20 protein-coding genes are annotated in these 16,122 nt (G+C 72.5%); 8 read left to right on the plus strand and 12 right to left on the minus strand.

The genetic code is table 11. From position 1 onward, the window contains the following. The first annotated feature begins 19 nt into the window (after positions 1 to 19). Positions 20 to 901, plus strand: a complete 882-nt coding sequence (locus tag H5965_RS09800; protein ID WP_310969183.1) for a GntR family transcriptional regulator — start codon at positions 20 to 22, stop codon at positions 899 to 901. Here H5965_RS09800 and H5965_RS09805 read toward each other — a convergent pair. Genes H5965_RS09805 through nth form a run of 4 tightly spaced genes read right to left on the minus strand, consistent with a single transcriptional unit; the run spans position 898 to position 4,118 of the window. Beyond that, positions 898 to 2,082: a MarP family serine protease gene (locus H5965_RS09805; RefSeq protein WP_310969184.1), complete on the minus strand. Its 1,185-nt coding sequence runs from the start codon at positions 2,080 to 2,082 to the stop codon at positions 898 to 900. The two genes, H5965_RS09800 and H5965_RS09805, sit on opposite strands and share 4 nt — an antisense overlap. Before the next feature lie 4 nt (positions 2,083 to 2,086). Next, on the minus strand, positions 2,087 to 2,842 hold the full coding sequence (locus H5965_RS09810) for a CoA pyrophosphatase (RefSeq protein WP_310969185.1): 756 nt from the start codon (positions 2,840 to 2,842) through the stop codon (positions 2,087 to 2,089). Next, positions 2,839 to 3,438 (minus strand): TlpA disulfide reductase family protein, encoded by a 600-nt coding sequence (locus H5965_RS09815; protein WP_310969188.1) that lies wholly within the window; start codon positions 3,436 to 3,438, stop codon positions 2,839 to 2,841. The genes H5965_RS09810 and H5965_RS09815 overlap by 4 nt, the downstream gene beginning before the upstream one ends. After that, positions 3,435 to 4,118: an endonuclease III gene (gene nth, locus H5965_RS09820; protein WP_310969190.1), complete on the minus strand. Its 684-nt coding sequence runs from the start codon at positions 4,116 to 4,118 to the stop codon at positions 3,435 to 3,437. The genes H5965_RS09815 and nth overlap by 4 nt, the downstream gene beginning before the upstream one ends. Positions 4,119 to 4,344: 226 nt before the next feature. On the opposite strand from nth, the gene H5965_RS09825 reads away from it, so the two are divergent. The 4 genes from H5965_RS09825 to H5965_RS09840 all read left to right on the plus strand — a co-directional run bounded on the left by H5965_RS09825 (position 4,345) and on the right by H5965_RS09840 (position 8,178). Next, positions 4,345 to 4,596, plus strand: a complete 252-nt coding sequence (locus tag H5965_RS09825) for a hypothetical protein (RefSeq protein WP_003081722.1) — start codon at positions 4,345 to 4,347, stop codon at positions 4,594 to 4,596. A gap of 149 nt (positions 4,597 to 4,745) precedes the next feature. Beyond that, on the plus strand, positions 4,746 to 5,420 hold the full coding sequence (locus H5965_RS09830; RefSeq protein ID WP_003081747.1) for a Crp/Fnr family transcriptional regulator: 675 nt from the start codon (positions 4,746 to 4,748) through the stop codon (positions 5,418 to 5,420). 402 nt (positions 5,421 to 5,822) lie between these two features. Next, positions 5,823 to 7,076: an MFS transporter gene (locus H5965_RS09835; protein WP_310969196.1), complete on the plus strand. Its 1,254-nt coding sequence runs from the start codon at positions 5,823 to 5,825 to the stop codon at positions 7,074 to 7,076. A 40-nt stretch (positions 7,077 to 7,116) separates the two neighbouring features. Continuing rightward, positions 7,117 to 8,178: a DNA polymerase III subunit beta gene (locus H5965_RS09840; protein ID WP_310969198.1), complete on the plus strand. Its 1,062-nt coding sequence runs from the start codon at positions 7,117 to 7,119 to the stop codon at positions 8,176 to 8,178. Here H5965_RS09840 and H5965_RS09845 read toward each other — a convergent pair. The 8 genes from H5965_RS09845 to H5965_RS09880 form a co-directional block, all read right to left on the minus strand. After that, positions 8,168 to 9,115 carry a hypothetical protein gene (locus H5965_RS09845; protein WP_310969199.1) on the minus strand — a complete coding sequence of 316 codons (948 nt, stop codon included), beginning with the start codon at positions 9,113 to 9,115 and terminating at the stop codon, positions 8,168 to 8,170. The two genes, H5965_RS09840 and H5965_RS09845, sit on opposite strands and share 11 nt — an antisense overlap. Before the next feature lie 57 nt (positions 9,116 to 9,172). Next, a complete protein-coding gene (locus tag H5965_RS09850; protein ID WP_310969201.1) occupies positions 9,173 to 9,427 on the minus strand; it encodes a glutaredoxin domain-containing protein in 255 nt (84 codons plus the stop codon). Then, positions 9,424 to 10,194, minus strand: a complete 771-nt coding sequence (locus H5965_RS09855; RefSeq protein WP_310969203.1) for an MBL fold metallo-hydrolase — start codon at positions 10,192 to 10,194, stop codon at positions 9,424 to 9,426. Before H5965_RS09855 ends, H5965_RS09850 begins: the two co-directional genes overlap by 4 nt. Then, positions 10,191 to 11,009 carry an NUDIX domain-containing protein gene (locus tag H5965_RS09860; RefSeq protein ID WP_310969204.1) on the minus strand — a complete coding sequence of 273 codons (819 nt, stop codon included), beginning with the start codon at positions 11,007 to 11,009 and terminating at the stop codon, positions 10,191 to 10,193. The genes H5965_RS09855 and H5965_RS09860 overlap by 4 nt, the downstream gene beginning before the upstream one ends. 112 nt (positions 11,010 to 11,121) lie before the next feature. Beyond that, entirely contained in the window at positions 11,122 to 12,249 is a 1,128-nt protein-coding gene (locus H5965_RS09865; RefSeq protein ID WP_310969205.1) for a hypothetical protein, read from the minus strand. 36 nt (positions 12,250 to 12,285) lie between these two features. Next, a complete protein-coding gene (locus H5965_RS09870; RefSeq protein WP_310969207.1) occupies positions 12,286 to 12,912 on the minus strand; it encodes a hypothetical protein in 627 nt (208 codons plus the stop codon). Continuing rightward, entirely contained in the window at positions 12,912 to 13,367 is a 456-nt protein-coding gene (locus tag H5965_RS09875) for a RidA family protein (protein ID WP_310969209.1), read from the minus strand. The genes H5965_RS09870 and H5965_RS09875 overlap by 1 nt, the downstream gene beginning before the upstream one ends. A gap of 4 nt (positions 13,368 to 13,371) precedes the next feature. Continuing rightward, a complete protein-coding gene (locus tag H5965_RS09880; protein WP_003068074.1) occupies positions 13,372 to 13,533 on the minus strand; it encodes a DUF4177 domain-containing protein in 162 nt (53 codons plus the stop codon). Positions 13,534 to 13,727: 194 nt separating this feature from the next. Here H5965_RS09880 and H5965_RS09885 point away from each other — a divergent pair, with 194 nt between their 5' ends. Genes H5965_RS09885 through H5965_RS09895 form a run of 3 tightly spaced genes read left to right on the plus strand, consistent with a single transcriptional unit; the run spans position 13,728 to position 16,111 of the window. After that, positions 13,728 to 13,976, plus strand: a complete 249-nt coding sequence (locus H5965_RS09885) for a hypothetical protein (RefSeq protein WP_310969212.1) — start codon at positions 13,728 to 13,730, stop codon at positions 13,974 to 13,976. 21 nt (positions 13,977 to 13,997) lie between these two features. Beyond that, positions 13,998 to 15,005, plus strand: coding sequence for an ArsA-related P-loop ATPase (locus H5965_RS09890; RefSeq protein WP_310969214.1), 1,008 nt, complete (start codon positions 13,998 to 14,000; stop codon positions 15,003 to 15,005). Beyond that, complete coding sequence (locus H5965_RS09895) at positions 15,002 to 16,111, plus strand: ArsA family ATPase (protein WP_310969216.1); 1,110 nt, start codon at positions 15,002 to 15,004, stop codon at positions 16,109 to 16,111. Before H5965_RS09890 ends, H5965_RS09895 begins: the two co-directional genes overlap by 4 nt. Positions 16,112 to 16,122 lie beyond the last annotated feature (11 nt).

Raw genomic sequence — 16,122 nt, forward strand, 5'->3', positions numbered from 1 at the left:
ACTAGGTCAGGAGTCAGTCGTGAAGTACGTGGCCATCGCCGACGAACTTCGGGCGCGGATCGCCCGCGGCGAGCTCCCGCCGGGCGCGCGGGTGCCCTCGACCCGGCGGCTCGCGGCCGACCACGGCGTCGCGCTCGCGACCGCCGCGAAAGCCCTGGACCTGCTGAGCCAGGAGGGCGTGGTCCGCGCTGAGCCGCGGTCCGGCACGGTCGTCGCCGACCGCGACCGCCGCGGCGGTCAGCGCGGGCTGACGCGCGAGCAGCTCGTGCGGACCGCGATCACCATCGCCGACACCGAAGGCCTCGGCGCGCTGTCCATGCGCGGTGTCGCGGCCCGCCTCGGGGTCGCGGCGATGGCGCCGTACCGGTACGTGCGGGGCAAGGACGAGCTGGTGCTGCTGATGGCCGACGCGGCGTTCGGCGAGCGCGGCTACCCGGCCGAGCCGTCCGGCGACTGGCGTGAGCGGCTGCTGCTCGGCGGCCGCACCCTCTGGTCGCTGTTCAAGCGGCATCCGTGGCTGGCGCAGCTCGGGCCGATCACCCGGCCGCTGCCCCTGCGCAACCTCGCCGTGCACGGCGAATGGACCCTCGCGGCGCTGTCCGAGCTGGGCGTCGACGCCGCGACGCTGTGCAACCTGCACGTCCTGGTCTTCGGCCACGTCCAGGGCATGGCGGTCCACCTCGAGCGCGAGCAGAGCGCGCTGGCGTCGTCCGGCCTGACCGAGGACGACTGGATGGACCACCAGGGCCCGGCCGTGGCGGCGATGGCCGCCGGGCACCCGACGTTCGCCAGGATGCTCGCCGACCTCACCGAGACCGGTTACGACCTCGTCCTGGACGACATCTTCGACCTGGGCATGCGGGCCCTGCTCGACGGCCTGGCGCTGCGCTTCGGGCGTTAGGCCGCGCAGGAGCCGGTGGACACGTTCGCCGACTGCGACGAAGCCGCGTCGACCTCGGCGCGGACCTGCTCGGCGGTCAGCGTGAAGCCGGTCTCCGGGTCCTCCACCGCCGCGCCGAAAACGACGCCGATGACCTTGCCGTCCGGGGTCACCATCGGGCCGCCGGAGTTGCCGCTGCGGATCTCGGCGCGGACGGTGAAGACGTCCCGCTGGACGGTGTTGGCCTCGTAGATGTCCGGGCCGCGCAGGTTGATCCGGCCGCGCACGCGGGCCGGCGTCGCCCGGTACGGGCCGTCGAGCGGGTAGCCGAGCACGATCGCGCTGTCGCCCGCCCGCGCCGTCTCCGGCGCGAACTGCAGCGGCTCGGCCTTCAGCCGCGGCACCGCGAGCACCGCGATGTCGACCTCCGGGTCGAAGTAGACGACGCGGGCCGGGTAATCGCCCTGGGTGGTCTCGATGCCGACGGTGTCGGTGCCGGCCACGACGTGCGCGTTCGTCATCACCCGCTGCGGCGCGACCACGAACCCGCTGCCTTCCAGCGACCGCGAGCACGAGCCGGCGGTGCCGCGGATCTTGACCACGCTGCCGTGCAGGTCCTGGACGATCCCGCTGCGCTGCAGGGCGGGATCCGGCGGCGAGGTGTCCGCCGTCGGGGCCTTCTGGAACGGGTCCACGATGGACGGGAAGCCGGACGCGTCGAGCAGCTTGCGCAGCTGGCTCGGGAAGCCCTGGGCGGCCTCCGGCATGGCCTCGTTGACTTTGCCGAGCACGACCGAGTTGTTGATCGCCTTGGCCAGCCCGGGCAGGCCGGACACGGTCGTCAGCGGGGTCGCGATCAACCACGCCACCACGAAGACGACGAGGGCCTGCACGACCGCGCCGAGCGTCTTGTCGATGCCGGAGAGCTTGTCCGGGTTGATCTTCTGCCGCAGCCGCCGGCCCACGTAGACGCCGATCGCCTCGCCGAAGGCGACCAGGAACACGACCGTGGCGACGGCGAAGGCGACCTTCCAGACGGGGTCGTCGAAGAACGAGACCACGACCGGTGCGAGCTTGATCCCGGCGACCGCCCCGAGCACGACGCCGACGAGCGACGGCAGCGCGATGATCACGCCCTGGAACGCACCGGACACGGCGGCCAGCAGGGCCAGCAGCAGCACCAGCACATCGACCCAGTTCACGGCGTCACTCCCCTGCCACCTGCTTTTTGGGGGTCCGGGTGGCGGAGCCCCCGGCCCGGGGCGGAGCCCCGGTAAGACGCTGCGCGTGGTACGCGGCCAGCGCCTCGTCGAGGTCCCGGACGTCGCCCGCGTCCCATTCGCGCTCCCAGCCCCCCAGGCTCAGGAGGACCGACAGCAGCCCGGCGGTGAACCCCCAGACGAACAAGCCGCTGACCTCGAAGGCCGGCCCCTTCCAGGGCATGCCCTTCTTCCGCACGGTGAACCGGTTGGCCGGGTCGACCAGGTCGGCGATGGCCACCCGCGCGACGGACGCCGTCTCGGCCGGGTCGACCGCGTGCACCGGCGACGGCTCGGCCCAGTGGGCCAGCACCGGCGTCACGGCGAACCCGGATACCGGGACGAACAGTTCCGGCAGCACCGCGACCGGGCGGACGCCCGAGGGGACCACGCCGGTTTCTTCTTCGGCCTCGCGCAGCGCGGTGCCGATCGGGCCGCCGTCGCCGTCCTCCGCGCCGCCGCCGGGGAAGGCGACCTGGCCGGCGTGCGAGCCCAGCGTGTCGGCGCGGCGTTGCAGGAGGACGTCCGGCTCGCCGTCGGCTTCGCGCTCGCCGAAGAGGATGAGCACCGCGGCGGCGCGCGTGTAGGTGTCCTCGGGCGGGCTGAACCGGGTGAACGTCTTCGAGTCGACCTCGGCGCTCACCTTGACCAGCGGCCGGAGCCACTCGGGAACCGACTCGGGTTCGACCAGTGGTCCGATCACGATGCCCCCTCGACTGCCACACGCACCTGGTCAGTGTTCACGAACGAGCGAGGATTCGCGATGAACCGCACCTCGCCGGACGCGGTGACCAAGTAGGACGCCGGCAGCGCCGAGGGCACCTTGAGCGCCGTCCGGACAGGTCCGCTGCCGCCGTCCCCGTCGTACACCGACGGCAGGTGCACGCCGAGCTTCGCGAGCAGCTCCAGGCCGTCCTTCGCCGGGCTCTGCACCTGGACGCCGAGGACGCGCACGGCACCCGGCTGCTTCGCGTACTCCTGGAGCACGGGCAGCTCGGTCCGGCACGGCTCGCACCACGACGCCCACACGTTGACCAGCACCGGAGCCCCGGCGAGGGCCTTCCCGACGTCGACGCGCGCGCCGTCGCCCAGGCAGTCCACCGTGACGCCGTCGAGCTGCTTCACCGGCTGTGCCGCCCCGGGCGCCGGGCACGGCTGGAGCGCCGCCGCGGATCGGGCGGGCCCGAGGTCCCCCGCCGGCTTCGCGGCGGTGTCGGCACCCCCGCGCGGCAGCAGCGCGACGAGCAAGGCCACCGCCAGGACGGCGGCGGCCAGTGCCCACTTGGTGACGCTCGTCACCGGGGCGCCGCCATGGCCAGGATGTGGTCCTTTTCTTCGCCTTTGACCAGCTTCGCGGCTTCCTCGAACCCGGTCGGCCCGGTGCCGTAGGACGGGCAGTCCTTGGCCAGCGGGCAGGCGCCGCAGGCCGGCTTCTTGGCGTGGCAGACGCGCCGGCCGTGGAAGATCACCCGGTGCGAGAGCATCGTCCACTCCTTGCGGGGGATCAGCTCACCGACCGCGTGCTCGACCTTGACCGGGTCCTCCTCCGCCGTCCAGCCCCAGCGCCGGACCAGCCGGCCGAAATGGGTGTCGACGGTGATCCCCGGCACGTCGAAGGCGTTGCCGAGGACGACGTTGGCGGTCTTGCGGCCGACGCCGGGCAGGGTGACCAGGTCTTCGAGCTTGCCGGGGACCTCGCCGCCGAAGCGCTCGACCAGCGCCGCGCCGAGGCCCATCACGGAGTTGGCCTTCGCCCGGTAGAAGCCGGTGCTCCGGAGGTACTCCTCGAGCTCGGTGCGGTCGGCACCGGCGTAGTCGGCGGCGGTCCGGTAGCGCTTGAACAGCGCGGGCGTGACGAGGTTCACCCGGACGTCGGTGGTCTGCGCGGACAACACGACCGCGACCAGCAGTTCCAGTGGCGTGGTGAAGTCGAGCTCGCAGTGGGCGCCCGGATACACGTCGTCGAGGCAACGCTTCATCCGCCTGGCGCGTCTCACCAGAGCCAATCGGCTTTCACCAGCGCCCTCACGGGGGGCGTTCGTGGTGGCAGGTGGCACCCCGATAGCCTACGGGCGCCGTCGGACGAGCCGGTGACTGCACCGGTGGACGACCGACACGCCAGAGCACCACCTCGGCGCGTTTTCCGGCCGCCATGAGCGAGGATCTGGAGTAGATGCTTTCCATCGAGTGTTTCGGGGTCCGGTCATGACTGTCTGGTTCGTCATCCTGGTCCCCCTGGTGATCATGTTCTTCGCGCTGGGCATGGAGCGCGTCGAGAGCAGGCTGAAGCACGTCGCGGTGCAGGAGAACGAGGTCGAAGAGTTCCTCGAGCAGGCGCAGCCCAACGAGGTCAGGGCGCTCTACGGGCACGGCATCGGCCGTGCGCTGGAGCTGTTCCGGCTGCGTAGGCTGGGCGGACGGGCAGCCAGGCTACGCGCGCGCCGCGTGCGGAGTTAGGCTCCACGTTCGAACGAGATCGTTTCCGCCGTGCGCGAGTCCGGCGGGCGATCTCGCGAGTACGCCCTAGACTGACGCGCAAGTGATCGGCGTCACGCTCCTCCAGCCCAGGGGGAGCGTGATCGTTTCTCGACGAGGAGGCACCCGAGGTGGACGAAACCCTGGCCCGTGCGGGCATTTTCCAGGGTGTGGAGCCGGCAGCGGCGGAGGCGCTGGCCCAGACCTTGGAATCCGTGGAGTTCCCCCGCGGCCATGTCATCTTCAACGAGGGCGAACCCGGCGACAAGCTGTACATCATCCAGTCCGGCAAGGTGAAGATCGGCCGCAAGTCCCCGGACGGCCGCGAGAACCTGCTGGGCATCTTCGGCCCGTCCGACATGTTCGGCGAGCTGTCCATCTTCGACCCCGGCCCCCGGACGTCGAGCGCGACCACGGTCACCGAGGTCCGCGCGGTCACCATGGACCGCCCGGCCCTGCGCCAGTGGATCTCGACCCGCCCGGAGATCGCCGAGCAGCTGCTGCGCGTGGTCGCGCGCCGCCTGCGCCGGACGAACAACATGGTCGCGGAACTGATCTTCACCGACGTCCCCGGCCGCGTGGCGCGGGCGCTGCTGCAGCTCGCGCAGCGCTTCGGCAGCCAGGAGGCGGGCCTGCTGCGGGTCACGCACGACCTGACGCAGGAAGAGATCGCCCAGTACGTCGGCGCCTCGCGCGAGACCGTCAACAAGGCGCTCGCCGACTTCGCCCACCGCGGCTGGCTGCGGCTCGAGGGCAAGAGCGTGCTGATCCTGGACCCGGAGCGGCTGGCCCGCCGGGCTCGCTGAACCACGCACGTCGAAGGCCCCTCGGTGCACCCGAGGGGCCTTCTGCGTTCACAACAAAGAGCCGGGCGCCACCCCCGACGTGGCGCACCGGCTCTTCGTTGTTTGCGCGGACCATCCCCCGACGATCCGCGCTCCCCGCCCTCCGGGCCAGGCCCCGACCCGAGTGCCGGAGGGAGCTGGGTTTTCTGTGCTGTTGTTCAACCATCACGGCCCATACCCACGAATTCAAGGCCATTCACTCTCAAGGACGCCGTCCGGGCCGTTTCGTTGCAGGAGTCCACGGAGAATATCGTGAGTGTTACCTGATCGAGACCTCTCGCGCCGGTCCCGGGATCCGGCGGTGACGAACCTGACCGTCAAATAACTGGTACCGACGTACCACTCTGCGGCATACTTGTACGCGTGTCCCAGTCTGTCTCGAACCACGAAAGCCGCACGTCCCTCGCCGACTACCGCACCGCGCTGACGACCCGGGCGGTCCGGTGGCCCGCCGTCGCGTCCGTGCTCGCCCGCCTGCCGATCGCGATGATCGGCATCTCGGCGCTGCTCTACGTCCAGCGCGAGACCGGTTCCTTCGCCGTCGCCGGGCTCGTCTCGGCCGGTTCACTCGTCGGGGTTTCGGTCGGTGCGGTGGTGCAGGGCAGGCTGATCGACCGGTTCGGGCCGACGCGGCCGCTGCTGACCGTCGCGGTCCTGCTGGCGCTGTCGATGAGCGGGCTGGTCACGGCGATCGAGTCGCACGCCGCGACGGCCGTGCTGGTCGCGCTGGGCGCCCTCACCGGGCTGACCGAGCCGATGGTCGGGTCGGCGTCGCGGGCGCTGTGGGGCCGGCTGCTCCCGCCGGGCGGCCCGCGCAACGCGGCCTTCTCGTACGAGGCGATCAGCATGGAGGTCTTCTTCATCCTCGGCCCCGGCGTCGCCGGGCTGCTGGTCATGGCGCCGTGGGCGGGCACCGGCCTGGTGCTCGGCGTCGCGCTGCAGTTCACCGGCGCGGTGCTGTTCGCCCTGAGCCCGGCCGTGCGCGCGTGGGGGCCCTCCTCGGGTTCGTCGGGGTCGCTGCTGGGCGCGCTGGCCAGCCCGGGCATGCGGACGCTGGCCATCGCCGCGCTCGGCTTCGGCGTGGTGATCGGGTTCGTCGAGGTCGCCGTGCCGGCCGCGGCCACCGAAGCGGGCCAGGCGTCCGTGGGCGGTCTGCTGCTTTCGGCGTGGTCGCTGAGCTCGGTCGCGTTCGGCGTCGCCTACAGCCTGCGGCCGTGGCCGCGGCAGCTCGGCCTGCGGCTGCCAGTGCTGCTCGGCGGGTTCGGTGCGCTGGTCGCGTTGCTCGCGTGGCCGTCCTCGCTGTGGGGCCTGGCGTTGATGATGCTGCTGGCGGGGGCGCTGATCACCCCGCAGTCGACGGCCCACTCGACGACGATCGAGGTGGTGGCGCCGTCCGGCACGGCGGCGGAGGCGTTCGGCTGGGTGCTCACGGCGGTGACGCTCGGGCTGGCGGCCGGCCAGTCGATCAGCGGGTACGTCGTCGAGCACGCCGGCCCGGGCGCGGCCTTCCTGGCGGCGAGCGTGGCGGGGCTGGCGCTGGCGCTGGTCGTGTGGCTGCTGCGCGGCACGGTCCGCTCGGCCCGGCCCGCGCCGGTTCCGGCGCTGGTCAACGCGTAGTTCCGCCGTTTTTGTCGGTGCCCGCCGCTAGCTTGTGGGCATGGACGTCACCGCGCCTGCCCACCGCCTCTCGGCGGCCGTCTCGGCCGCGTCACGCCTCCTGCCGTCCCGCACCGGGCTGCGGCTGGAGGCGGACGCGGCCGGCCTGACGGTCGCCGGCGCGGCAGCGGACCTCGCCGTGCGCTTCGGCTGCCCGGCGACCACGCACACCGACGGCGCGGTCGTGGTCCCGGCCGCCCCGCTGGTGGAGACGCTGAAGGTGCTCGACGCGGAGCTGGTCCGCTTGGTCGTCGAGGGCACGCGCCTGGCGTTGCGGCTGGACAACGCCCGGTTCGCGCTGCCCCTGCTGCCGTCGTCCGGTCCTGCTTCGGACCCACCCGCCCAGGTGTCCGAAGTGGACGGAGCAGCGTTCGCGTCGGCGTTGCGGATCGTCGCGGGCACGGCGGCGAAGGACGACCCGCTCCCGCTGTTCACCGGCGTCCGCGTGCAGGCGGCCGGGTCCGGCCTGACGTTGACGGCGTCGGACCGCTACCGGATGGCGGTGGCCCGGCTGCCACTGCGGTCGCCGGGCACCCTGGACGTCCTGGTCCCGGCGGCCCTTCTGGCGGAGGCGGCCCGGCAGGCCCGCGGGAGGGTGGGGCTGCACGTGAGCCCGGGCCGGTTCGGGGTGAGCTGGCCGGGAGGCCTGGTCGCGACGGCGGTCCTGGACGCGGGCTTCCTGTCGGAGGACTCGATCCCCTCGGGCGCGGTGGACACCACGGTGACGGTGGCGGCGGACGCCCTGGCGGCGGCGGTCCGCCGGGTGGGGGTGTACGCGGAGGACAGGCGGGTGCTGACGCTGGAGGTGGGCGACGCCCAGGTCCGGCTGGCGAGCGCACGGCAGGACACGGGCGAGGCGGAGGAGGTCCTGAAGGCGGAGGTCAGCGGCGGGCGGACGGCACCCTCCTTCCAAGCCCGCTACCTGCTGGACGCACTGGCGGCGTTCGGCAGCGAGCGGGTGGTGCTGTCGATCCAGCCGGGGATGCGGGCGTGCGTCCTGCGGGCCGCGGAGGCCGGGGAGGTGGAACTGACGTACTACCTGATGCCGATGCTCAGCCGATGAGTCCGGTCAGGTCGCGGAGGACGACGTCCGCCGCCGGCCCGGCGGTGAACTGGCCGATCGTCAGCACGGCGCTGCCGAAGCGCTGTTCGTAGGCCTGCCGCAGGTGCGGTGACGAGCGGCCGAGTGCCCACTCGACCGTCGAGGTGCTGGTGCGCAGGAAGTCGAGCGGCGAGGAGCCGAGCACGTACAGTTCGGCGCGGCGATCACCGCGTTCGAGGACGAGACCGACCAGGTCGGCGACGAGCATGCGTTTGCGCATCGTGTCGCGGCCCTTCCACTGGGCGGCCTTGAACTCGGCCACGCGGCGGTCCGTCTCGAGGTCGAATTTGCGGCCGCCGTCGTTGCCCGAGGCCAGCGACGGGCGCCGGACGATGCGTTCGCCCGGTTCGAGGATCTTCGGCAGCGCTCGGACGATCATCGCCGCGTGGATGAGGTCGTTGACGCGGCCGGCGTGCCGCCGCACCAGCAGCGCGCCCTCGAGCAGGTCGGCGGTGAAGCCCTCGGGGGCCAGCCGCTCCTCGACGGTGTCGCGGTCGGCGCCCTCCAGGCGGTCTTCGAGCCGGCTCACCCGGCGGGAAAGATCTTCCTGCCCGAAGAACTCGTGCAGGTCGATGAAGGACTTGATCGCCGACCCGAGGTCGCTTTCGGGCGCGGGCCGTTCGCGTTCGGGGATCCCCGGTTCGTGCGGCAGCGGGCTCGTCGGGAAGCCGAGCCGCCGGAGCTGGCGGATCGCGTAGTGCGAGATGAAGTCCGTCCGCGGCACCCCGAGCGCACGCTCGAAGATCTGCCGCGGCGGCCACCGCTGCTCGCCGATGCCGACCCAGTGCGTGCGGATGGGCTCCGGCCCACCGCGGGCCGCCGCGCTCAGTACCTGGGCGCGGCTCAACCGGTACTGCTCGCCGTTGAGCACGAAGTCGATCGCACGGTCGTCGTCCACAGGCAGTGAGTCGCCCGGATGGCCGCTCCCGCTACAACCGGGGGCGGCCCGCCGCGCTCAGCTCGCCGATGCGGCCTTGACCGCCGCCTCCACCTCGGCGAACGACGGGTTCACCATCGCCTTCGAGCCCACGATCACCGTCGGGACCGTCTCGTTGCCGTTCGCCACCTCGCGGACCCGGGCGGCCGCCGACGGGTCCTCCCAGATGTTGATCGCGCGGACGTTGAAGCCGCTCTTCGACAGCGGCCGCTCCAGGGCCGCGCAGAAGCCGCAGCCCGGGCGCCAATAGAACTCGACCTCGACGTTGCTCATCCGTTCTCCTCCGACCGCAAGTAGTCCAGCTGCGCCTGCACGCTCCACTCGGCAGGCGCCCACAGCGCTTTGTCGACATCCGCGTACACGACCTCGACGACCTGGCGCGGCGTGGCGTCCGGCCCGAGCGTCTTCAAGGCCGAACGCACCTGGTCGAGCCGCTGTTCCCGGTGGGCGAGGTACTCGCGCGCGGTGGCCGGCAGGTCGGGCAGTTCCGGACCGTGCCCGGGCAGGCCGACCGTCCCGGCCGGCAGCTCGATCAGCTTGCGCAGCGAACGCAGGTAGTCGCCGAGGTCGTGCAGCACCGTCGTGCCGCGGCCGAGGATCGTGTCGCCGGTCAGGACCTGGCCGTCGAGGACCAGGGACACCGAGTCGTCGGTGTGCCCGGGCGTGTGCAGGACCCGGAGGGAGAGCCCGCCCGCCTCGAGCACCGAACCGTCCACAAAGGACGAAGCGCCGACGCACAACGCGGGGTCGAACGCCCGCACCGGGGCGCCGACGCGCTCGGCGAACCACGGCGCGCCCTCGGCGTGGTCCGGGTGGTGGTGCGTGAGCACGATCAGCTCCACCGGACCGACCGCGGCCAGCAGCTCGAGGTGCTCGAGGTCGCGGTAGCCCGGGTCGACGACCACGGCCGGGCTCGACGGCGTCGCGCGCAGCACCCAGCTGTTGGTGCCTTCGAGCGTCATCGACGACGGGTTGTTCTCCAGCAGCACGGAAGCCGTCTCGGAGACCTGGCGCAGCACGCCGTAGGCCGGGGCGCTCATCGCGGCTCCAGGACGACTCGGACGTGATCGTTCTCGCGGACCAGCGTCGGCGCGATCCGGACGATCTCGCGCGGCGCGTTCAGCACGTCGTCGGCCGTGGCGAACTCCGCCAGCTCGCTCAGCGTCAGCCAGGTCGGCGGCATCAGCATCCGGCGGCCTTCGCGGGCGTCGGCGATGGCCTCTTCGGGACGCTGCCAGCCGGAGCTCGACGCCTCCGACGTCGCCCCGTCGGCCTCCTGGCCTTCGGGCAGCTTCGCGACGTAGAACCGGGTGTCGTAGCGGCGCGGCTCTTGCTCCGGCGTGATCCAGTGCGCCCACGGGCGCAACAGGTCGGCCCGCAGCGTCAGGCCCGCGTCGGCGAGGAACCCGGCCAGCGACACTTCCCGCGTCTCCAGGGCCTGGCGGGCCGCCGCGTACGGCGTGACGTCGGTGAGCGCCTCCTCCGCGCCGCCCGCCAGGAGCACGCCGGACTCCTCGAACGTCTCGCGCACCGCCGCGCAGGTCAGCGCCCGCGCGAGGGCTTCGTCGCAGCCGAACCGCGAGGCCCACCACGACGGCTCGGGCCCGGCCCACGCCACCGACGTGTCGGCGTCGCGCCGGTCGACCCCGCCGCCGGGGAACACGGTCATCCCGCCCGCGAACGGCATGCCCTTGACCCGGTGCTGGAGGAAGACCTCGACGCCGTCGGCGCCGTCCCGGACCAGGATCACCGTGGCCGCGTCCTTCGGCGTCGCCGGCGGGCCGTCGGCGTTGGCGCGGGTGGCCACCCCCGCGCCGACCGGGATGTCGAAGACAAACTCCTTTGGCTGCTCCACCTCGGCAACATACCTCCGCACCCCGACGTCCCGTCGCGCAGTTGTGGCACGCCGGACACGGAAAAGGCGGCACCTCCCATACGGGAAGTGCCGCCTTCTCGCGAACAGAGTCCTACGGGGCGGTCCAGCCGCGCTGGTCGCCGCCGGAGCGGGACGCGCCGTTGAGCCGCATCTTCGCCGCCTCGGCCCGCTCGCGCTCGGCCAGCTCGGCGTGCAGCTCGCGCAGCAGCGCCCGGTCGCGCTCGCTCAGGCTCGGGTCGTCCAGATCCAGTGCCGGCAGCTCGACGACCTCGTGCATCGACGGCTTGCCCGCGGCGATCTCGCGGCCCTTCTCCGGGTCCTCGGCCAGCGCCTGCCGCAGCTGCGCCACCTCGGCCGGGGTCAGGTCGGCGGTGCGTTCCGCCCGCGTCTCCGACCGCGCCTTGCGGGGCGGCTCGGGGGCGGGCGGCGACACGATCGGCACCACCGGGGCGACCGGCTCGGCCGGCGCCGTCGTGGTGGTGCTGCTCGACCGCATGCTGTGCCGGCTGCCCGACTCCGCGACCGGCTCCGACGTCACCGGGGCCGGCGGCTTCGCGGGCTCCGAGCGGTACGACGACGAGCTCGACGTCGTGCTCCCGGTCACCCACGCCGGCGACGCGGCCGCCGAAGCGGCCTGGTGGTACTCGGAGTGCGCGACGCCCGGACCGCTGACCTCGACGACCGAGTGGATCCCGGCCCGGCGCAGCGCCGTGTCGACGCGGAACGCGACGGCCGGCGGGTTGCCCTCCGGCCCCAGCTCCACGAGCACCACGCGCTGGGGCAACGCGCCCGGCACGCTGCCGGCCGGGGTGTTGCGCCACACCGCGTGCACCGAACGGACGTCCGGCAGCACCTGCAGCGTCCGGTCGAGCGCCTCGGCGATGCCGAACTCCGGCGCGTTCTCGCCGGTGAACCGGTGCGTGTTGACCGGCTCGGCCTCATCGACCAGCAGGTCGTTCGCCAGCGTCGCGTCCGACCGGCTCATCTCGAGGACCAGCGCCAGTTCGCGCTGCTCGGCGGAGCTGACCGGGATCCGGCCCGCGATGAGCGTGCCGGTGGTCAGCTCGACCGCCTCGTCGATGTGGGCCCGGGCGATCAGCTCACGCGCTTCGGTGAGCGCGCTGTCGTCGATCCGGCCCGCCAGGGCCAGCAACAGGTTGTGCAGGCGCAGGGGCACCGAGAACCCGTCCATGGGCGGGCCGTCGTGGACCTCCACCATTGCCTTGCTCCCTCCCAGCTCGCTGGCGGGCGAGCGTTATGCGGCTACTAGCCGGGTCCCCGCCACGGCGCCCACGCAGACCAGCTCTGAGTCGGCCAGCGCGGCCCGGTGGTACCCCGGCAGGTCGAAGCGCGGCGGGATGACTTCGACGCTGGGCTCTTCGTCGCCCAGGACCCGCAGCACGCGCTGCAGTTCGCCGGTCAACCTCGGCAACCCCGACAGCGCGTTGATCAGCAGGACGCGCTTGGCGGTGCCCTGTCCGACCACACCGACGTGCCGCCAGCTCTGCCGCACTTCCCCCACGTCCGGGCGACCGCGCAACGTTGCGTGGATCAACACGGACACGGAGTCGACCGAGTTAACCCATTCGGGCGCACTCGACGTGAATGTGTACCGGTTCTCGGTGACGTCGTCTACCCCCAGCGTCGAACTGACCTGGTGCCAGTCGGCGCCGTGCGGGATGAGACCGGCCACGAGCAGCCGGTACTCCGTTTGGTCGAGGTCGATCCTGTGCTTAAGCAAAGACCTCGGCAGGGTCCGGGCGAGGGTGCCCATGGCGCCCTCGCCGAGCCAGTCGCGGAACCGCCACAGCAGCTGGTCGGGCAGCCGCCCGGCCAGCCGGAGCAGCAGTTCGTGGGTGGACTGCTCGATGTCCGGGTCCATCACTGCACCTCCACGATCAGTTCGACCTCCACCGGCGAGCCGATGGGCAGCTCCGCGACGCCGACGGCCGAGCGGGCGTGGATGCCCGCGTCGCCGAAGACCTCGCCGAGCAGTTCGGACGCGCCGTTGACGACCGCGGGCTGACCGGTGAAGCCCTCCGCGGAAGCCACGAAGCCGACAACCTTGACGATCCGCGCGACGTTGTCAATGCCGACCAGTGCGTGCACGGCCGCGAGCGCGTTGAGCGCCGACGTGCGGGCGTGGCCCTTCGCCTCTTCGGGGCTGATCTCCGCGCCGACCTTGCCGGTCGCGGCGAGCACGCCGTCGACGAAGGGCAGCTGGCCGGAGGTGTAGACGTGCTGCCCATTCCGGACGGCGGGCACGTACGCGGCCAGCGGGGCCGCGACGCCGGGCAGCTCGATGCCGAGCTCCTTCAGCCGTTCGCTCCAGCTCACCGGGTCAGCCCTTCGGACGCTTCAGGTAGGCGACGTGCTGCTCGCCGCTCGGGTTCGGCAGCACGGTGACCAGCTCCCAGCCGTCCTCGCCCCACTGGTCGAGGATCTGCTTCGTCGCGTGGATCAGCAGAGGGACGGTGGCGTACTCCCACTTGGTGGCGCTCATAGCCGGGAGCGTAGCCAAGCGGGCAACCGCACCGCGGGCCACCGCCGGATTAACGCCCGCGACGCGCCGGACTGTGGCCCATCTCACGCTCCGTGCCGCCCGGCCCGGATGCCGCGAATGACTCATTCGCGACCTCGGAGGTCCCGAATGAGTCATTCGCGACGCTCGGGGGCGCGCGTCGCTAGCGTGGCGGGGTGGAGACGTGGCGGGTGATCGCGACGGCGCTGCTCGCGGCGGCCGGGCTGCCGCTGGTGCTCGTCGTGATGGCAAAGGTGCGCGACCGGACGCAGAGCTCCGGCCAGGTCGCGCTCGGCGGGGTGATCACCTTCACCCTGCTGGTGGTCGTGGGCGTGCTCACCCTGACCGTGCTGCCCGGCCTCCTGAGCTGGGCACTCGTCGCCGCCGTCGCCGCTGCGGCCGGCGTCATGCTGCTGGCCGGTTGAGCGCTGAATTAGGGTGCAGAAGTGACCATTTCCCATGCCGGCTGGACCGACGAGCTTGCCCGCGCCCGGCTGCACTTCGTCACCGGCAAGGGCGGGACGGGCAAGACGACGCTCGCCGCCGCGCTCGGCCTCGCGCTCGCCCGCGAAGGCCGTCGGGTGCTGCTCATCGAGGTCGAGGGCCGGCAGGGCATCGCCCAGCTCTTCGACACCGAGCCGCTGCCGTACGCCGAGCAGCGCATCGCGTCCGTCCCGGGTGGCGGCGAGCTGCGCGCGCTGCACATCGACGTCGAGGCCGCGCTGCTCGAGTACTTCGAAATGTTCTACAACCTGGGCTTCGCCGGCCGGACGCTGCGGCGGATGGGCGCGATCGAGTTCGCCACCACCCTCGCCCCGGGCCTGCGGGACGTCCTGCTCACCGGGAAGATCAAGGAGTGCGTCGGCCGCACGGAGTCCGACGGGCGGCACACCTACGACGCCGTCGTCGTCGACTCGCCGCCGACCGGCCGGGTCGTCAAGTTCCTCGACGTCACCAAGGCCCTGACCGACCTCGCGAAGACCGGCCCGATCCGCGGCCAGGCCGAGGGCGTGGTGCGGCTGCTGCACTCCGGCGAGACCGCGGTCCACCTGGCCACGCTGCTGGAGGAGATGCCGGTCCGCGAGACCGTCGAGGCCGTGGCCGAGCTGGACGGCGCCGACCTGCGCCCCGGTGCGGTGCTGGTCAACCGGGTCCGGCCGCCGCGGCTGCCCGCCCGGTCGGTGACCGCCGCCGCCGACGGGCGCGTCGACGCCTCCCGCGTCCGCGACGGGCTCGCTTCGGCCGGCCTGAAGCTGCCGGAAGACACTTTGGACGCGCTCGTGGAAGAGACTGTCGAACACGCCGTGCGGGTAGCCGCCGAGCAGCGGGCGCGCGAGCAGCTCGCCGAGGCCGACCTGCCGACCCTGGAGCTGCCGGACCTGACCGAAGGCGTCGACGTCGCGGCCCTCTACGACCTGGCCGAAGCCCTGACCGACCAGGGGGTGCGGTTGTGACCACCATCGACATCGACGCGCTGCTCGACGACCCGGAAAGCCGCGTGATCGTCTGCTGCGGCTCCGGCGGCGTCGGCAAGACGACCACGGCCGCGGCGCTCGCCCTGCGCGCGGCCGAGCGCGGCCGCCAGACCGTGGTGCTGACGATCGACCCCGCGCGGCGGCTGGCGCAGGCGCTCGGCCTGCGCGAACTCGGCAACCACCCGAAGCGGGTGCACGTCGAGGGGTTCGAGCCGAAGGGCGAGCTCTGGGCGATGATGCTCGACATGCGCCGCACCTTCGACGACATGGTGCGCGTGCACGCCGGCCCGGAACGCGCCGAGCAGCTGCTCCAGAACCCCTTCTACCAGACGATTTCCACGTCGTTCTCCGGCACGCAGGAGTACATGGCGATGGAGAAGCTGGGCCAGCTCGCGGCCACCGGCGAGTGGGACCTGATCATCGTCGACACCCCGCCGAGCCGGTCGGCTCTGGACTTCCTCGACGCGCCGACCCGGCTGTCGAGCGCGCTGGACGGCCGGATGATCCGGCTGCTCACCGCTCCGGCGAAGGCGGGCGGCTGGGGTCTGCGCAAGGTCGTCAACGCCGGGTTCTCGATGTTCGCCAAGGCCGTGTCGACGATCATCGGCGGCCAGCTGCTCACCGACGCGTCGGCGTTCATGCAGGCCTTCGACAGCATGTTCGGCGGCTTCCGCGAGCGCGCCCGCAAGACGGCGGAGCTGCTGCGTTCGTCCGGGACGTCGTTCCTCGTCGTCGCCGCGCCGGAGCCGGACGCGCTGCGCGAGGCGTCCTACTTCGTGGAGCGGCTGTCCTCGGAGTCGATGCCGCTGGCCGGGCTGATCGCGAACCGGACGCACCCGGTGCTCGCGAAGCTGTCCGGCACGGAGGCACTGGCCGCGGCCGAGTCGCTGCAGAACGCCCCCTTGGCCGAGGCGGTGCTGCGGCTGCACGCCGACCGGGTCGGGCTGGCGGCCCGCGAGGAGCGGCTGCTGGCCCGGTTCACCCGGGCGCACCCAGAGGTGGCGCTGGCGAAGGTGCCGGCCCTGGCCGGCGACGTCCACGACCTCGACGGCCTGCGCGACATCGGCGTGAAGCTCGCGGGCTGAGCGGTACGGGC

The organism is Amycolatopsis sp. 505, from assembly GCF_031625235.1.
Lineage (GTDB): Bacteria > Actinomycetota > Actinomycetes > Mycobacteriales > Pseudonocardiaceae > Amycolatopsis.